The organism is Candidatus Deferrimicrobiaceae bacterium, from assembly GCA_036504035.1.
GTDB lineage: Bacteria > Desulfobacterota > Deferrimicrobia > Deferrimicrobiales > Deferrimicrobiaceae > JANXPS01.
In genome coordinates this window covers 1-15,795 of sequence record DASXVV010000010.1, presented here as the reverse complement: position 1 = coordinate 15,795, position 15,795 = coordinate 1, and the positions used below count along the sequence as shown (strand labels likewise).

Genomic DNA, 15,795 nt, shown 5'->3' with positions numbered 1-15,795 from the left:
CGCCACGAAGTCGGCCCAACCCTTGCTGGCCAACACCTTGGTGATCGCGGCCGTAAGGGTCGTCTTGCCGTGGTCGACGTGACCGATCGTGCCGATGTTGACGTGGGGCTTGGTGCGTTCGAACTTCTGCTTGGACATTTGCGATCTCCTCCCGGGTACGCAGCGCCGTGCTAGGCGCCCTTGACCTTGGCGATGACTTCCTCGCTCACGGACTGCGGAGCGGGCTCGTAATGGTCGAATTGCATGGTATAGGTGGCGCGGCCCTGCGTCTTGGAGCGCAGGTCGGTGGAATATCCGAACATGTGGGCAAGCGGAACGTGGGCTTCGATGACCTGCGTGTTCCCGCGGGAGCCCAGATTCTGGATCCGGCCCCGCCGGGAGCTGAGATCGCCGATGACATCGCCCATGAAATCTTCGGGAGTCACAACCTCAACGGCCATGATCGGCTCGAGAAGGATGGGACCGGCGTTGTTGCAGGCAGCCTTGAAGCCCATGGAGCCTGCGATCTTGAAGGCCATTTCGGACGAATCGACATCGTGGTAGGAGCCGTCGAACAGAGTCACCTTGATGTCGACCATCGGGAAACCGGCGATCACGCCGCCTTCGGCCGCCTCAACGATGCCCTTTTCGATCGCGCCGATGTATTCCTTGGGGATCACGCCGCCCACAATGCCGTTGACGAACGAGAAACCCGCGCCTTTTTCCTGCGGTTGAACCTCGACCCATACGTGCCCATACTGGCCGCGGCCGCCGGTCTGGCGGACATATTTGCCTTCCTGCTTACGCGTCTTGGTGATCGTCTCGCGATAGGCAACCTGCGGCTTTCCGACGTTGGCGTCTACCTTGAACTCGCGCATCAGACGGTCAACAATGATTTCGAGGTGAAGCTCGCCCATTCCGGAAATAAGCGTCTGTCCGGTCTCTTCATCGTTGCGGACATGGAAGGAAGGATCTTCCATCGCAAGCTTCTGGAGAGCGAACCCTAGCTTTTCCTGATCGGCCTTGGTCTTGGGCTCGATAGCGATCGCGATGACCGGATCAGGCGCAATGATCGACTCGAGCACGACCTCGTGATCGGGATCGCAAAGCGTGTCGCCGGTGTAGGCGGTCTTGAGACCAACGACGGCGGCGATGTCGCCTGAGTAGACGGTCTTGATCTCTTCACGCTTGTTGGCGTGCATCTTGAGAAGACGGCCGATCCGCTCTTTTTTCTGGCGGGTCGAATTGTATACGTAGTCGCCGGAATTAAGAGTCCCGGAATAGACACGGATGAAGGTGAGCTGCCCCACAAAAGGATCGTTCATGATCTTGAAGGCAAGTGCAGAGAACGGCGCCTTGTCGTCAGGGGCGCGCTCGACCTGGACGTCTTCCTTGTTGGGATCGATGCCGATAACAGGGGGAATGTCCGAGGGCGCGGGAAGGTAATCGACCACCGCGTCGAGCATCGGCTGGACGCCCTTGTTCTTGAAGGCAGTTCCGCAGACAACGGGAATCATCTTTCCCTGGTTGGTGGCGAGGCGAATTGCAGGAGCCAGTTCTTCGACAGGGACTTCTTCGCCGTTGAGATATTTCTCGAGAAGCGAATCGTTAACGTCGGCCACGGCCTCCATCAGCTTTTCACGCGCTTCGGCCACGAGGTCGGCCATGTCGGCCGGGATCTCTTCCTCATGGAACTTGGCGCCAAGCGACTCCTCGTCCCATACGAGCGCTTTCATGCGCACGAGATCGACGACGCCCTTGAACTGATCCTCTTTGCCGATCGGGAGCTGGATGGGAACAGGATTGGCGGCCAACCGATCGCGCATCATGCCGACGACACGATAGAAATCCGCCCCGATTCGGTCCATCTTGTTGATGAATGCGAGTCGGGGGACCTTGTACTTGTCGGCCTGGCGCCAGACGGTCTCGGATTGTGGCTCCACGCCGCCGACCGCGCAGAATACAGCCACTGCGCCGTCGAGAACACGAAGGGAGCGCTCGACCTCGATCGTGAAGTCGACGTGCCCGGGAGTGTCGATAATGTTGATCCGATGGTTTTTCCAGAAACAGGTGGTAGCCGCGGAGGTGATGGTAATGCCGCGCTCCTGCTCCTGCTCCATCCAGTCCATCGTGGCTGTGCCTTCGTGCACTTCGCCGATCTTGTGCGAAACGCCCGTATAGTAAAGGATGCGCTCGGTCGTCGTGGTCTTGCCGGCGTCGATGTGCGCCATGATCCCGATGTTGCGGGTCTTTTCTAATGTAGTGGTACGAGACACGAAAGCGTCCTTCCTTCCCTGTTAGCCGCGAGTTACCAGCGGTAATGCGCGAAAGCCTTGTTGGCCTCGGCCATCTTGTGGGTATCTTCTTTTTTCTTGATCGTCGTACCGCGGTTGTTGAAAGCGTCAAGCAACTCGCCGGACAACCGGGCGATCATCGTCTTTTCGGAGCGGCCCCGGGAATAACTGACGAGCCAGCGGATCGACAGCGAAAGACGACGTTCGGGACGGACTTCGATCGGGACCTGGTAAGTCGCGCCGCCGACGCGCCGAGACTTGACCTCGACCAGCGGCTTGGCGTTTTCGACCGCTTTCTTGAGTACCGCAACGGGATCTTCCTTGGTCTTCTCCCGAAGGACTTCCATGGAGCCGTAGACCACCTTCTCGGCGGCATACTTGCGCCCCTCGAGCATGATGGCATGAATCATCTTGGCAACAAGGACATCGCCATAAACAGGGTCCGCGCTGATGACGCGCTTGGACACATAACCTCGCCTGGGCATTTAAAACCCTCCTAGAGCGTTTGGGGCTACGGCGCAATAACGCAATAGCCATCCCCCGAAGGCACGTGTCCCTCGGGGGAGGTTGCCGAATCAATCTTTTATCCCGTTCCGACTGAAGCGCCGGATAAGAGGCTGGTACTACTGATCGGTTAGGGAAAGCTATTTGGGTCGCTTGGTACCGTACTTCGACCGCGACTTCCGTCTGTCCTTGACACCAACGGAATCCAGCTTTCCACGTATGATGTGGTACCTAACACCGGGAAGGTCCTTGACGCGGCCGCCGCGGATCATGACGACCGAGTGTTCCTGAAGGTTGTGCCCTTCGCCGGGGATGTAAACCGTAACTTCAATTCCATTCGTAAGACGAACCCTGGCCACCTTGCGAAGTGCCGAGTTGGGCTTCTTGGGGGTGGTCGTGTAGACGCGAAGGCAGACCCCGCGCTTCTGAGGACAACTGTCCAAAGCGGGAGAGTTGCTCTTGTTCACGATAGCTTCGCGGCCTTTGCGCACCAACTGGTTGATCGTGGGCATTCCCTGTATTCCTTCCGTGATCCCTGCTTCTTTACGTTGAAAACAGAAGCAAAATTTTTATCACACCGGCATGGGGTGTGTCAACCGCTTTTTTCTTATGGGCTATTCTTCTTCTATTTTCGGCGTCTTGCTGCGCCGAATCACGAGCTTCGGCTCATCAAGAATGTCGTCCTCGTCTTCCTCGTCCGGTATCGGCTCGATCGGTTCTTCGACCACCTCGGGACGGATCTCGGAGAGGAGCGGCGGGTCAGACTCGAAATCGACGTCACGGTAGAGCGGGCTGCCGGTGCCCGCAGGAATCAGCCGCCCCATGATCACGTTTTCCTTGAGACCCGTAAGCAAATCGATGCGTCCGTGCACCGAAGCATCGGTCAGGATCTTGGTCGTCTCCTGGAAGGAGGCGGCGGAAATCCAGGACTCGGTGGAAAGCGAAGCCTTGGTGATTCCGAGCAGAAGCGGCTCGGCCATGGCGGGCTTGCCCTCCTGCTGCTTGACCCGAACATTCTCTTCGCGGAAAAGCGCCTTCTCGACGCTCTGCCCGATCAGGAAAGTGGTGTCCCCCGGGTCGGTGATCTTTACCCTGCGAAGCATCTGGCGAACGATCACCTCGATATGCTTGTCATTGATCCGGACGCCCTGCAGGCGGTAGACCTCCTGGATCTCGTCGACCAGGAAGCGGGCAAGCTCCTTGTCGCCCTGGACCCGCAGGATGTCGTGCGGGTTCGGAGAACCGTCCATGAGCGCTTCGCCGGACCGGACGCGCTCGCCGTCGTGAACGGTGATGTGCTTCCCACGCGGGATCGTGTATTCGCGCGGCACGCCGATCTCGGGAACGACCTGGATCGATGCTTTCCCGATCGGCCCGCTCTTCGCGACTCGCCCACCCTGCTTCTTGACCCGATCGTTTTCCTCGGTAAGCTCCCGCTTCTTGACGATCTCGCCCACGCGCATATCGGTATCGCCCGAATCGACGATCTTGACATCGGAATCTGCCTTGCCCCGAAAGTCCTTTCGGAGAAGACGGACGACGCCGTCGATTTCCGAGATGACGGCGGCCTCTTTCGGTTTACGCGCCTCGAACAGTTCAGCGACGCGGGGAAGACCGCCGGTGATGTCCTTGGTCTTGGTGGTCTCGCGCGGAATCTTGGCGATGATATCGCCGGCGAGCAGATCCTGCCCTTCCTCGACAAGGATATTTGCGCCGCTCGGAAGGCTGTAGCGGGCTTCGCTGTTTGACCCGGGAAGCTTGAGCGTGCGGCCGTCGGCCCCCTTGATCGAGATACGAGGACGAACGTCGGGATCTTTCGTCTCGATGATCACGCGGGTCGAGCGGCCCGACAGCTCGTCGACCTGTTCGCGCATGGACACGCTGTCGATGATGTCGCCGAACTTGACCTTCCCGTGGACCTCGGTGAGGATCGGGATATTGTAGGGGTCCCACTCGGCGAGCGTCTGCCCTTCCTTGACTTTGTCGCCGTCGTCGATAAGGAGCGTCGCCCCGTAGGGGATCTGGTACTTCTCGCGCTCGCGGTGGGCATCGTCGAGGAGGACGAGGAACCCGTTGCGATTCATCGGCACCAAGTGGCCTTCGCGATTGCGAACGGCCACGATTCCCTGGAACTTGACCCGCGCCGCGTGCTTCGCCGTGTGCGAGCTCTGCGCGACCAGTCGGGAGGCGGTGCCGCCGATGTGGAACGTCCGCATCGTGAGCTGGGTGCCCGGCTCGCCGATGGACTGTGCGGCGATAATGCCGACCGACTCTCCCTTGGCGACCATCTTGCCGCGTGCGAGGTCGCGGCCGTAGCAAAGGGCGCAAACGCCCCGCTTGCTCTCGCAGGTCAGGGCCGAACGGATCTTGACTTCGTCGATGCCGGAGTTCTCAATCTTTCGGGCGGCTTCCTCGGTGATCTCGAGATTGGCCTCGAGCATGAGGTTGTCGTCGGCGTCATAGAGATCTTCGAGCGCCACGCGGCCAAGGATGCGATCGGAGAGGCGGTCGATGATCTCGCCGCCTTCGATCAGTGCCCGAACCGGGATGCCGTCGAGCGTCCGGCAATCGTCTTCTGCGACGATGCAATCTTGCGCCACGTCGACCAGGCGACGCGTCAGGTAGCCGGAGTTGGCGGTCTTGAGCGCGGTGTCGGCAAGGCCCTTTCGCGCGCCGTGCGTGGAGATGAAGTACTGGCCGACGGTCAGCCCCTCGCGGAAGTTGGCGGTGATCGGCGTCTCGATGATCTCGCCGGAAGGTTTGGCCATGAGGCCTCGCATGCCGGCAAGCTGCACCATCTGCTTTTCGGAGCCTCGGGCGCCCGAGTCGGCCATCATGTAGATCGGGTTGAAGCTGGTGACCTTGGTTTCTTTGCCGTCCTTGCCCTTGACCGTTTCGATGCTCATCTCGCGGAGCATCTCCTTCGCGATCTGCTCGGTGGCGGCTGACCAGATGTCGACGACCTTATTGTAACGTTCGCCGTTGGTGATGAGCCCCTCGCGGTGCTCCTCGATAACGCTCTCGACTTCGGCCGTGGCCTTGTCGAGCATCACGCCCTTGCTGGACGGGATCTTCATGTCGTTGATGCAGATGGAGATGCCCGACAGCGTCGCGAAATGGAAGCCCGTGTTCTTGAGCTGATCGGCAAGGATGACGGTCGCCTTCTGGCCGCAATTGCGGTAGGTGACGTCGATCAGCTCGGCCAGATCCTTCTTCTTCATGACCTTGTTGACGTGCTGGAACGGCACTTCCCGGGGCACGACTTCGTAAAGCAGAACGCGCCCGACGGTCGTCTCGACCCGTTGGCCGTCCATGCGGACCCGGATGGGCGCCTGGAGATCGGCTTCGCCCGCGTCGTAAGCGATGCGAACCTCCTCGGGGCTCGAGAAGAGTTTACCGTCGCCCTTGACGCCGTCGCGCTGGCGAGTGAGGAAGTAGATGCCGAGGACGATGTCCTGCGACGGAGCGATGACCGGCTTGCCGTTCGCGGGGGAAAGGATGTTGTTTGTGGACATCATCAGGACGCGCGCTTCCATCTGCGCCTCGACCGAGAGCGGCACGTGGACCGCCATCTGGTCACCGTCGAAGTCGGCGTTGAACGCAAAGCAGACCAGCGGGTGAAGCTGGATCGCCTTCCCTTCGATCAGGACCGGTTCGAACGCCTGGATGCCGAGGCGGTGCAGGGTCGGAGCGCGGTTGAGCATGACCGGAAGCTGACGGATGACTTCGTCGAGCGCATCCCAGACCTCGCGCTTTTCCTTCTCGACCATCTTCTTGGCGGCCTTGATCGTAGCGGCGTGACCCGCCTCTTCGAGCTTGTTAAAGATAAAGGGCTTGAACAGCTCGAGCGCCATCTTCTTGGGCAGGCCGCACTGGTGCAGCTTGAGCTCGGGTCCGACGACGATGACCGAACGTCCGGAATAGTCGACGCGCTTTCCGAGCAGGTTCTGCCGAAAACGCCCCCCCTTCCCCTTGAGCATGTCGGAGAGCGACTTGAGCGGACGCTTGTTGGACCCGGTGATGAGCTTGCCGCGGCGCCCGTTGTCGAACAGGGCATCGACCGCCTCCTGGAGCATGCGCTTCTCGTTCCGGATGATGATCTCGGGAGCCGAAAGGTCGAGGAGGCGCTTAAGCCGGTTGTTCCGGTTGATGACCCGGCGATAGAGGTCGTTGAGATCGGAGGTCGCGAAGCGTCCGCCGTCCAGCGGCACCAACGGACGCAGGTCCGGCGGGAGCACCGGGATGACGTTCTGGACCATCCACTCGGGCCGCTGATTGCTGTCACGAAATGCCTCTACGATCTTGAGCTGTTTGGAAATCTTTTTCTTCTTGGCCTCGGATGGCGTCGAAAGCATCTCCTTGCGGAGCGATTCGGAAAGATTTTCGAGGTCGAGGGAGGCCAGAAGCTTCTGGATGGCTTCGGCGCCGATCCCGGCCTTGAAGGCATCCCCGTGCTGCTCGCGCTTTTCGCGGTAGCGAGATTCGGTCATGACCTCGTTGACTTCGAGGTCGGTCGTCCCCGGATCGATGACGATGAACTTCTCGAAGTAGATGACCGCCTCGACATCCTTCATCGGCATGTTGAGAAGCGTGGCGATCCGGCTCGGAAGGCTCTTGAGGAACCAGATGTGGGCGACCGGGGAAGCCAGGTCGATGTGCCCCATCCGTTCGCGGCGAACCTTGGACTGGATCACCTCGACGCCGCACTTTTCGCAGACGATTCCCCGGTGCTTCATGCGCTTGTACTTGCCGCAGTTGCACTCGTAGTCCTTCGTCGGGCCGAAGATCTTCGCGCAGAAAAGGCCGTCGCGCTCGGGCTTGAAGGTCCGGTAATTGAGCGTCTCGGGCTTCTTGACTTCGCCGTGCGACCATTTGCGGATCTGGTCGGGAGAAGCTATCGAGATGCGGATGCCCGAAAAAAAGACCGGGTCTTTCGGTTTCTCTGCTCGCGTAAAGAGGTCTTCCAAGTGGCGCCTCCGGTATCGTTAGACAGTGCTTTTGTTTAGTTCGATTCTTCGCTGATCAGGTTGACGTCGAGCCCCAACGCCTGCAGTTCCTTGATGAGGACGTTGAAAGACTCGGGCAGGCCCGGTTCGAGCGAGAAGTTTCCCTTGACGATCGACTCGTACATCCGGGCCCTGCCGGGGACGTCGTCGGACTTCACCGTGAGGAACTCCTGGAGTGTGTAGGCCGCGCCGTACGCTTCGAGCGCCCACACTTCCATCTCGCCGAGCCGCTGGCCGCCGAACTGCGCCTTGCCGCCGAGCGGCTGCTGCGTGACCAGCGAGTAAGGCCCGGTGGAACGGGCGTGGATCTTGTCGTCGACCAGGTGGTGCAACTTGAGCATGTATACGGATCCGATGGTCACCGGCTTCTGGAACTTGTTGCCGTTGCGGCCGTCGTAAAGCTCTGTCTGGCCCGAATCGGGCAATCCGGCGAGCGACAGGTATTTCTTGATCTCGGACTCGGTCGCACCGCTGAAGACAGGCGAGGCGACGTAGACGCCTTCGGCCAGCGCCTTGGCGACGTTCCGGAGCTGCTCGTCGTCGAGCGTCTCGAGGTAGGCAGCAAACCGGGGTGAGTTATAGGTCCGGAGGAGCCATTCCCGGATGGACTTGGCCGCGCTCTCGGCCTCGACCATCTGGCGCACCTTGCTGGACAGCCCGCGGGCAGCCCAGCCCAGGTGGGCCTCCATGATCTGGCCGATATTCATGCGGGAAGGAACGCCCAGCGGGTTGAGCACGATGTCGACCGGCGTGCCGTCTTCGAGGTAAGGCATGTCCTCTTCGGGCAGGATCCGGGAGATGACGCCCTTGTTGCCGTGCCGACCGGCCATCTTGTCGCCGACGGACAGCTTGCGTTTCATCGCGATATAGACCTTGACCATCTTGAGGACGCCGGGAGGAAGCTCGTCGCCCTTGCGGATGCGGCTGATCTTTTCGTCGAAGACGGCGCGGATGATGCCGATCTGGTCCTGCGTCTCCCGGTAAAGCGAGGTCATGCGGTCCTTGAGTGTCGGGTCTTCCTCGACGCCGATCTCGGCCCACCGTTCCTTGGGAACGTCCTCGAGGATCTCGTCGGTGATGACCTTCTTCTTCTGGAGGACCACCGAGGAGCGGTCGTCGCTCATCAGGCGGACGGCGGAAGTCTTGCCGACCAGCTGGTTCTTGAACTTGGCGTAAGTGGTTTCGCGAAGGATGCGGATCTCGTCGTCCTGGTCGCGCACCATCCGGTCGAGCTCTTTCTCTTCGAGCATCTGAGCACGGTCGTCCTTGTCGCTGCCCTTGCGGGTGAAGACCTTCGCGTCGATGACGATGCCTTCGATGCCCGGCGGAACGCGCAGCGACGAATCCTTCACGTCGCCTGCCTTGTCGCCGAAGATGGCGCGGAGCAGTTTCTCCTCGGGGGATAGCTGCGTCTCGCCCTTGGGGGTGACCTTGCCGACAAGGATATCCATCGGCTTGACGCGGGCCCCGACCCGGATGATGCCGCTCTCGTCGAGGTCGCGCAGAGACTCTTCGCTGATGTTGGGGATATCGGCGGTGATGTCTTCCTTCCCGAGCTTGGTCTCACGCGCCACGCATTCGAACTCCTCGATGTGGATCGAGGTGAAGATGTCTTCCTTTACGATCTTCTCGTTGATGAGAATCGAATCTTCGAAGTTGTAGCCGCCCCACGGCATGAAAGCCACGAGGACGTTCCGCCCCAGGGAAAGGTCTCCCTGGCTGGTGGCAGGCCCGTCGGCGATGACATCCCCCGCATCGACGCGCTGGCCGAGCGTGACGATCGGGCGCTGGTTGATGCAGGTGTTCTGGTTGGAGCGGCGATACTTGACCAGGTTGTAGATGTCGGCCCCGTATTTGCCGGAGACGTCGGGCGTGTCGGGACGAACGACGATGCGGCGCGCGTCGACGGACTCGATGAGCCCTCCGCGACGGGCGACGACCGCGGCGCCGGAATCGCGCGCGACCACCGCTTCCATGCCGGTTCCGACGAAAGGCGGCTCGGTCCGCAGCAGCGGGACAGCCTGCCGCTGCATGTTGGATCCCATCAAGGCGCGGTTCGCGTCGTCGTGCTCAAGGAACGGGATGAGCGACGCGGCGACGGACACGAGCTGGTTCGGGGAAACGTCCATCAGCGTGACTTCGGAGGCGTGCACCATCGTGAACTCGCCCTCCTTGCGGGCGATGACGACGTCACGGGTGAACTCGCCTTTATCGTTGACCTCGGCGTTGGCCTGGGCGATGACATGCTTCTCTTCGTCCATCGCGGACAACAGGATGATTTCCTTGGTCACTGCCTGGTTGGCGACCACACGATACGGCGTCTCGATGAATCCGAACTCGTTGATCCGGGCGAAGGTCGAAAGCGACGCAATAAGGCCGATGTTCGGTCCTTCAGGCGTCTCGATCGGGCAAATGCGCCCATAGTGTGTCGGATGGACGTCGCGGACCTCGAACCCGGCACGTTCGCGGGTAAGGCCGCCCGGTCCCAGAGCCGACACGCGCCGCTTGTGCGTCACCTCGGAAAGCGGGTTGGTCTGATCCATGAACTGCGAAAGTTGCGACGACCCGAAGAACTCCTTGATGACGGCCGAAACGGGCTTGGCATTGATCAGGTCATGCGGCATCTGCGTTTCGATGTCCTGAAGGCTCATCTTTTCGCGGATGGAACGCTCGACGCGAACCAGTCCCATGCGGAACTGGTTTTCGATGAGTTCTCCAACCGTGCGGACGCGGCGATTGCCGAGATTGTCGATGTCGTCGGCTTCGCCGATGCCGTTCTTGAGGTCGATCAGGTACTGGATGACGCGAATGATGTCTTCCTGCCGAAGTACGGTCAGGTCGATATCGCCGTCCTTGATCCCGAGCTTGTGGTTGAGCTTGAGCCGACCGACGCGCGACAGGCTGTAGCGCTCGGGATTGAAGAACATGTTCGAGAAGAGGGACTCGGCGGCATCCTTGGTGGGAGGATCGCCGGGGCGCATCTTCTTGTAGATCTCCTTGAGCGCCTCGTCCCGGGACCGGATCTTGTCGGTGATGAGGCTCTCCCAGACAGCCCGGTCGGAATTTTCGAGCGAGAAAACAGACAATGAAGCGACGCCCTTCGCACGAAGCTGCGCGAGCATCTCCTCGTTGATCTGGTGTCCGGTCTCGAGCAGGATCTCGCCGGTCTCGGGATCGGCGATGTCGGTCACGACGATCTTCTGGAGGAGGTCGTCAACGGGAAGGCTGATCGGGCCGAAGGTGATGTTGTCCTTCGCATAGCGCTCGACCCGTTTTTTGGAGATCTTGGCGCCCTTCTTGAACGCCACTTCGCCAGTCTTCGGATTGCGGACCTCAATCGGCATTTTCATCCCGACCATGAGGTCGGGCCTGAATTCCTTGACGCACTTGTCGCCTTCGATCGTGACGTCTTCGACCTCGTAGAAGGTGCGCAGCAGCTCCTCGGTGCTCTTGCCGAAGGCGCGCAGCAGGACCGCGATGGGGAACTTCCGCTTGCGGTCGATCTTGAGGTAAAGGGCGTCCTTGTGATCGAATTCGAAATCGAGCCACGAGCCGCGATACGGGATCACCCTGGCGGAGAAGAGCACCTTGCCCGAGGCATGCGAACGCCCCTTGTCGTGCTCGAAAAACACGCCCGGAGACCGATGCAGCTGGCTGACGATGACCCGCTCAGTGCCGTTGATGATGAAGGTGGCCCGTTCGGACATCAGCGGAATCTCGCCGAAGAAGACTTCTTGCTCCTTGACGTCGCGGATCGTGCGCGCGTTGGTCCGCTCGTCGACGTCGAAGATGACCAGTTGTACGGTCACCTTGATGGAAGCCGCAAACGTCATGCCCCGCTCGCGGCATTCCTCTTCGTTCCATTTCGGCGTGCCGATGGAGTAGGAGAGGAACTCGAGCGAAGCCCTGCCGTTGTAATCGGCGATCGGGAAGATGTTCTTGAAGACCGCCTGGAGGCCGACTTCCTTCCGCTTTTCGGCGGGAATGTCGGTCTGGAGGAAATCCTCGTAGGATTCCTGCTGGACCTGGATCAGGTTTGGAATCTCAAGAACCTTCTCGATCTTCGAGAAGTCGACGCGCTTGATGCGATTCCGGTAGTCCAAATAGGCCATCGTTTCACCCCGGACGAAACTGCGAAAGTTGAATTGAAGGGGGGGCATGGCGCCCCCCCCGCTTCGTGCGTTTCTGGACGAGGGGCTACTTGACCTCGGCGGTACCGCCGGCGTCCTCGATCTTCTTCTTCATGTCTTCGGCAGCCTTCTTCTCGATCCCTTCCTTCAGCGGCTTGGGCACGCCCTCGACCAGGTCCTTGGCTTCCTTGAGCCCAAGACCGGTCAGCTCGCGAACAACCTTGATGACGTTGATCTTATTGGCGCCGAAGCCGGTGAGGACGACGTCGAACTCGGTCTGTTCCTCGACGACGGCGGCCGCAGCGGCAGGGCCGGCGGCGGCGGCGACAGGGGCGGCTGCGGTCACGCCGAAGCGGTCTTCAAGCGCCTTGACGAGTTCGCTCAGTTCGAGAACGGTCATGCTTTCGATGCTTGCGATGAATTCTTCCTTGTTGAAAGCCATTTCTATTTCCCTCCGGATATTTTTCAGGCTGATTTTTGGGTTCGGATGGAGTCGAGTGCGTAGACGAGCTTGCGCTGCGGTCCGGAAAGAACCTGGACCAGTCGCGTAAGCGGCGATGCGAGGCTGCCAACCATGCGACTGAGCAGGATCTCGCGGGACGGCACATCGGCCAATGCCTCGACTTCGGGCGCGGTCAGCGCCTTGCCGTCGAGGAAACCGGCCTTGAGCGTGATTTTGGGACTTGCCGTGGCGAAGGTCTTCATCGTCTTGGCAAGCGCGACCGGATCGCCATACGTGAAGGCTACGGCGGTCGGTCCCTTGAAGTAATCGTCAAGCCGGGAGAATTCCGTATCGGTGGCCGCGAGGCGCATCAAGGTGTTCTTGACGACCCGGAACTCGGCGTTGACCTCGCGCAGCTTCCTGCGAAGTGACGTGATTTCGGCCACAGTGAGTCCCTTGAATTCGGCAACCACCGCCCCTTTCTGGGCGGAGATCGTCTTCTTGAGCAACTCGACGTTATCGGCCTTGCTCATGCTTTTCACCGCGTTTTACCCCTCCTTTCGTTGAAGTGTGGGTCTCGTTTCGAAACCGCTGTCAAAGTGAAGGGCAACGCGCGGAAAAATCCCTGGCAATCCGCTCAAGCTCCCGTTGTCTGCGCGGGACGGTGGCGCCAGCCACCTCTTCGTCGCCGGATCGGCGAACCCACGGTCTTTGACAAACGAAGTTTCGGGTATGAAAGAACGCTTGTGTAACTATTCCGTCACCAGCGTGTTCGCGTTGAGACGGACGCCGGGCCCCATCGTGGTGGACAGGGCGATCGTCTTGATATAGATGCCTTTGGCTCCCGAAGGCCTGGCCTTGTTGATGGCCTCGTAGAAAGCCATGAAATTCTCGCCAAGCTTCTCGGAGCCGAAACTGATCTTTCCGATGCCGCTGTGAAGCGTGCCGGTCTTGTCGACGTGGAAATCGACCTTCCCGCCCTTGAGGTCCTTGACGGCTTTGGAGACGTCGAAGGTGACGGTGCCGACCTTGGGGTTCGGCATCAGGCCGCGGGGGCCGAGCAGCTTGCCGATCTTTCCGACCGAGCCCATCATGTCGGGGGTCGCAACCGCCTTGTCGAACTCGAGCCAACCACCCTGGATCTTGGTGATAAGCTCGTCATTGCCGACGATATCGGCACCGGCGTCAAGTGCCTCTTTTTCCTTGTCGCCCTTCGCGAAAACCAGGACGCGAAGCGTCTTGCCGGTTCCGTTGGGAAGCACGACGGAGCCACGAACCTGCTGGTCGGGGTACTTGGGATCGACCCCGAGACGCATCGCGACTTCGACGGTCTCGTCGAATTTCGCGAAGGAGGTCTCCTTGAGCAGGTTGAGCGTCTCGTCGAGAGTGTACTTTGCCTCCCTGTTCACCTTGGTGCGTGCGGACAGGTATTTTTTCCCGTGCTTCGGCATTTCATTCTCCCTTTCTCGCATCCCGTCTTCGGATCATCTTTCGCCGCGCCTCGATCGCCAAATCCTCGCCGTAGCTCTACTACGCCTACGGTATGGCTCAATCATTGCGCAAAAGCTGACCCAAATCCGTGCGCGATCCATGATTCATGGTTCTTACTGTGTCCTTTGTGTCAGACGACGTCGAGTCCCATGCTGCGAGCGGTGCCTTCGATGGTCTTGATCGCCGCGGCGAGGTCCTTGACGTCGAGATCGACCATCTTGAGCTTGGCGATCTCTTCGACCTTGGACTTGGCGATCTTGCCGCACTTTTCGCGCTTGGGCGTCTTGCTGCCCTTGGGAAGCCCCGCTTCCTTCAGCAACAGAACGGAGGCAGGCGGCGTCTTCGTGATGAAGGTAAACGACCGATCGGCAAAGACGGTGATGACGACGGGAGTGATCATCCCCTCGGCGCCCTGGGTCTTCGCGTTGAAAGACTTGCAGAATTCCATGATGTTGACGCCGTGCTGGCCCAGCGCCGGGCCAACGGGGGGCGAAGGGTTTGCCTTGCCGGCCGGAATCTGCAGCTTGATCTGCGCTATGATCTTTTTTGCCATGACTTATCCTCCGACCTGCTATTAACTTTTTTCGACTTGCGTGAAGTCGAGTTCGACCGGGGTTGCCCTGCCGAAAATCGAGACGAGCACGACCACCTTGCCCTTGTCTGCCTTGATGGTCTCGACAGTGCCGTTGAAGTTCGAGAAGGGACCGTCGATGACGCGGACGTTTTCCCCCTCGGTGAAAGACACCTTGGGTTTCGGTTTCAGACGCCCTTCGGCCATCTGCGACTTGATATCGGCGACTTCGGATTCGGGAATCGGCGCCGGATGCTGACCGCCGACGAACCCGGTGACCTTGGGGGTATGGCGAACCAGATGCCAAGTGCTCTCGGTGAGCTCCATCTGGACAAGGAGATAGCCGGGGAAAAAGCTGCGTGTTCCGGTCCGTTTCTTGCCGTTCCTCATCTCGACGATGGTCTCCGCCGGAATAAGGATGTCGCCGAACTGTTCTTGAAAACCCTCGGTCTCGACGCGATTCTTCAGCGATTCGAGCACCCTTTTCTCATACCCGGAATAGGTATGGACGACAAACCACTGTTTCTCCATCGTTTCCTCTTGGTCGACGCTAAAAATTCAGAACGGAGTATACGATCCGGCCGAGCGCGTAGTCGACCAGGCCGAGAAACAGTACGATGATCAGGACGGTAATGATGACGACCACGGTCGAGGCAGCGGTCTCCTTCCGCCCCGGCCAAGTCACTTTCTTCATTTCGGTCTTGAACTCCTGGAAGAAACCGGAGACCTTCTGGAGAAACGGCTCGTCCTCTTTCCGGGCGCGAACCTCGTCGGAAGCGGTCCGGCTCCCGGGGAGACGATCGAGCATCCGTTCTTTTAAAGATTTCGCCATATGCTTATCCGTCTCCTGTCGATAGAAAAGGGTGGCAGGCCAGGAGGGATTCGAACCCCCAACATCCGGATTTGGAGTCCGGCGCTCTAGCCGTTAGAGCTACTGGCCTATATCCCCGTCGACTACTTGGTTTCCTTGTGATTCGTGTGCTTCCTGCAGGACGGGCAGAACTTCTTCAGTTCGAGCTTGTCCGGGGTGGTCTTCTTGTTCTTGGTCGTCGTATAGTTGCGGTTCTTGCAATCGGCACACGCCAGCGTAATGATATCTCTCATCGGGGTCTCCGGGCTTCGTAGGCCAGCTTTCGACTATTCCAGGATTTCAGCGACGACGCCCGCGCCCACGGTGCGGCCGCCTTCGCGGATCGCGAAACGAAGTTCCTTTTCCATGGCGACAGGCGCGATCAGCTCGACGCTCATCTGGACGTTGTCGCCCGGCATCACCATCTCGACGCCGTCCTGAAGCGACGCAACACCCGTCACGTCAGTCGTCCGGAAGTAGAACTGCGGACGGTAACCGTTGAAGAAAGGCGTGTGACGACCGCCCTCC

Annotated in this window: 14 protein-coding genes and 1 tRNA gene; all 15 read right to left on the bottom strand. The window is 59.9% G+C overall.

The window, feature by feature from the left end:
* The coding region (locus VGK27_09065; GenBank protein ID HEY3490254.1) for a GTP-binding protein at positions 1 to 138 on the bottom strand (138 nt) is incomplete at its 3' end.
* Positions 139 to 170: 32 nt separating this feature from the next.
* Positions 171 to 2,255, bottom strand: a complete 2,085-nt coding sequence (gene fusA, locus VGK27_09060) for an elongation factor G (GenBank protein ID HEY3490253.1) — start codon at positions 2,253 to 2,255, stop codon at positions 171 to 173.
* 32 nt (positions 2,256 to 2,287) lie between these two features.
* Entirely contained in the window at positions 2,288 to 2,758 is a 471-nt protein-coding gene (gene rpsG, locus VGK27_09055) for a 30S ribosomal protein S7 (GenBank protein HEY3490252.1), read from the bottom strand.
* A gap of 159 nt (positions 2,759 to 2,917) precedes the next feature.
* On the bottom strand, positions 2,918 to 3,289 hold the full coding sequence (gene rpsL, locus VGK27_09050) for a 30S ribosomal protein S12 (GenBank protein HEY3490251.1): 372 nt from the start codon (positions 3,287 to 3,289) through the stop codon (positions 2,918 to 2,920).
* Between the two features lie 102 nt (positions 3,290 to 3,391).
* The gene (gene rpoC, locus VGK27_09045) at positions 3,392 to 7,744 is read right to left on the bottom strand and encodes a DNA-directed RNA polymerase subunit beta' (GenBank protein ID HEY3490250.1); all 4,353 of its coding nucleotides are present in this window, start codon (positions 7,742 to 7,744) and stop codon (positions 3,392 to 3,394) included.
* A 35-nt stretch (positions 7,745 to 7,779) separates the two neighbouring features.
* Positions 7,780 to 11,895 carry a DNA-directed RNA polymerase subunit beta gene (gene rpoB, locus VGK27_09040; protein HEY3490249.1) on the bottom strand — a complete coding sequence of 1,372 codons (4,116 nt, stop codon included), beginning with the start codon at positions 11,893 to 11,895 and terminating at the stop codon, positions 7,780 to 7,782.
* An 85-nt stretch (positions 11,896 to 11,980) separates the two neighbouring features.
* Positions 11,981 to 12,355 carry a 50S ribosomal protein L7/L12 gene (gene rplL / locus VGK27_09035; GenBank protein ID HEY3490248.1) on the bottom strand — a complete coding sequence of 125 codons (375 nt, stop codon included), beginning with the start codon at positions 12,353 to 12,355 and terminating at the stop codon, positions 11,981 to 11,983.
* 23 nt (positions 12,356 to 12,378) lie between these two features.
* The gene (gene rplJ / locus VGK27_09030; protein HEY3490247.1) at positions 12,379 to 12,888 is read right to left on the bottom strand and encodes a 50S ribosomal protein L10; all 510 of its coding nucleotides are present in this window, start codon (positions 12,886 to 12,888) and stop codon (positions 12,379 to 12,381) included.
* 219 nt (positions 12,889 to 13,107) lie between these two features.
* Positions 13,108 to 13,806: a 50S ribosomal protein L1 gene (gene rplA, locus VGK27_09025; GenBank protein HEY3490246.1), complete on the bottom strand. Its 699-nt coding sequence runs from the start codon at positions 13,804 to 13,806 to the stop codon at positions 13,108 to 13,110.
* A 170-nt stretch (positions 13,807 to 13,976) separates the two neighbouring features.
* Positions 13,977 to 14,399, bottom strand: coding sequence for a 50S ribosomal protein L11 (gene rplK, locus VGK27_09020; GenBank protein ID HEY3490245.1), 423 nt, complete (start codon positions 14,397 to 14,399; stop codon positions 13,977 to 13,979).
* Between the two features lie 21 nt (positions 14,400 to 14,420).
* Positions 14,421 to 14,948 carry a transcription termination/antitermination protein NusG gene (gene nusG / locus VGK27_09015; GenBank protein HEY3490244.1) on the bottom strand — a complete coding sequence of 176 codons (528 nt, stop codon included), beginning with the start codon at positions 14,946 to 14,948 and terminating at the stop codon, positions 14,421 to 14,423.
* Between the two features lie 19 nt (positions 14,949 to 14,967).
* Positions 14,968 to 15,249, bottom strand: coding sequence for a preprotein translocase subunit SecE (secE, locus tag VGK27_09010; protein HEY3490243.1), 282 nt, complete (start codon positions 15,247 to 15,249; stop codon positions 14,968 to 14,970).
* 32 nt (positions 15,250 to 15,281) lie between these two features.
* Positions 15,282 to 15,358, bottom strand: a tRNA-Trp gene (locus tag VGK27_09005).
* Positions 15,359 to 15,371: 13 nt separating this feature from the next.
* Entirely contained in the window at positions 15,372 to 15,521 is a 150-nt protein-coding gene (gene rpmG / locus VGK27_09000) for a 50S ribosomal protein L33 (GenBank protein HEY3490242.1), read from the bottom strand.
* Between the two features lie 33 nt (positions 15,522 to 15,554).
* On the bottom strand, positions 15,555 to 15,795 hold a 241-nt coding region (tuf, locus tag VGK27_08995; GenBank protein ID HEY3490241.1), incomplete at its 5' end, for an elongation factor Tu.

Bases quoted from the DNA above. Each gene is read 5' to 3' on its own strand.
- rpsG (HEY3490252.1), bottom strand. From the start codon at position 2,758: ATGCCCAGGCGAGGTTATGTGTCCAAGCGCGTCATCAGCGCGGACCCT.
- rpsL (HEY3490251.1), bottom strand. From the start codon at position 3,289: ATGCCCACGATCAACCAGTTGGTGCGCAAAGGCCGCGAAGCTATCGTG.
- rpoB (HEY3490249.1), bottom strand. From the start codon at position 11,895: ATGGCCTATTTGGACTACCGGAATCGCATCAAGCGCGTCGACTTCTCG.
- rplL (HEY3490248.1), bottom strand. From the start codon at position 12,355: ATGGCTTTCAACAAGGAAGAATTCATCGCAAGCATCGAAAGCATGACC.
- rplJ (HEY3490247.1), bottom strand. From the start codon at position 12,888: ATGAGCAAGGCCGATAACGTCGAGTTGCTCAAGAAGACGATCTCCGCC.
- rplA (HEY3490246.1), bottom strand. From the start codon at position 13,806: ATGCCGAAGCACGGGAAAAAATACCTGTCCGCACGCACCAAGGTGAAC.
- rplK (HEY3490245.1), bottom strand. From the start codon at position 14,399: ATGGCAAAAAAGATCATAGCGCAGATCAAGCTGCAGATTCCGGCCGGC.
- nusG (HEY3490244.1), bottom strand. From the start codon at position 14,948: ATGGAGAAACAGTGGTTTGTCGTCCATACCTATTCCGGGTATGAGAAA.
- secE (HEY3490243.1), bottom strand. From the start codon at position 15,249: ATGGCGAAATCTTTAAAAGAACGGATGCTCGATCGTCTCCCCGGGAGC.
- rpmG (HEY3490242.1), bottom strand. From the start codon at position 15,521: ATGAGAGATATCATTACGCTGGCGTGTGCCGATTGCAAGAACCGCAAC.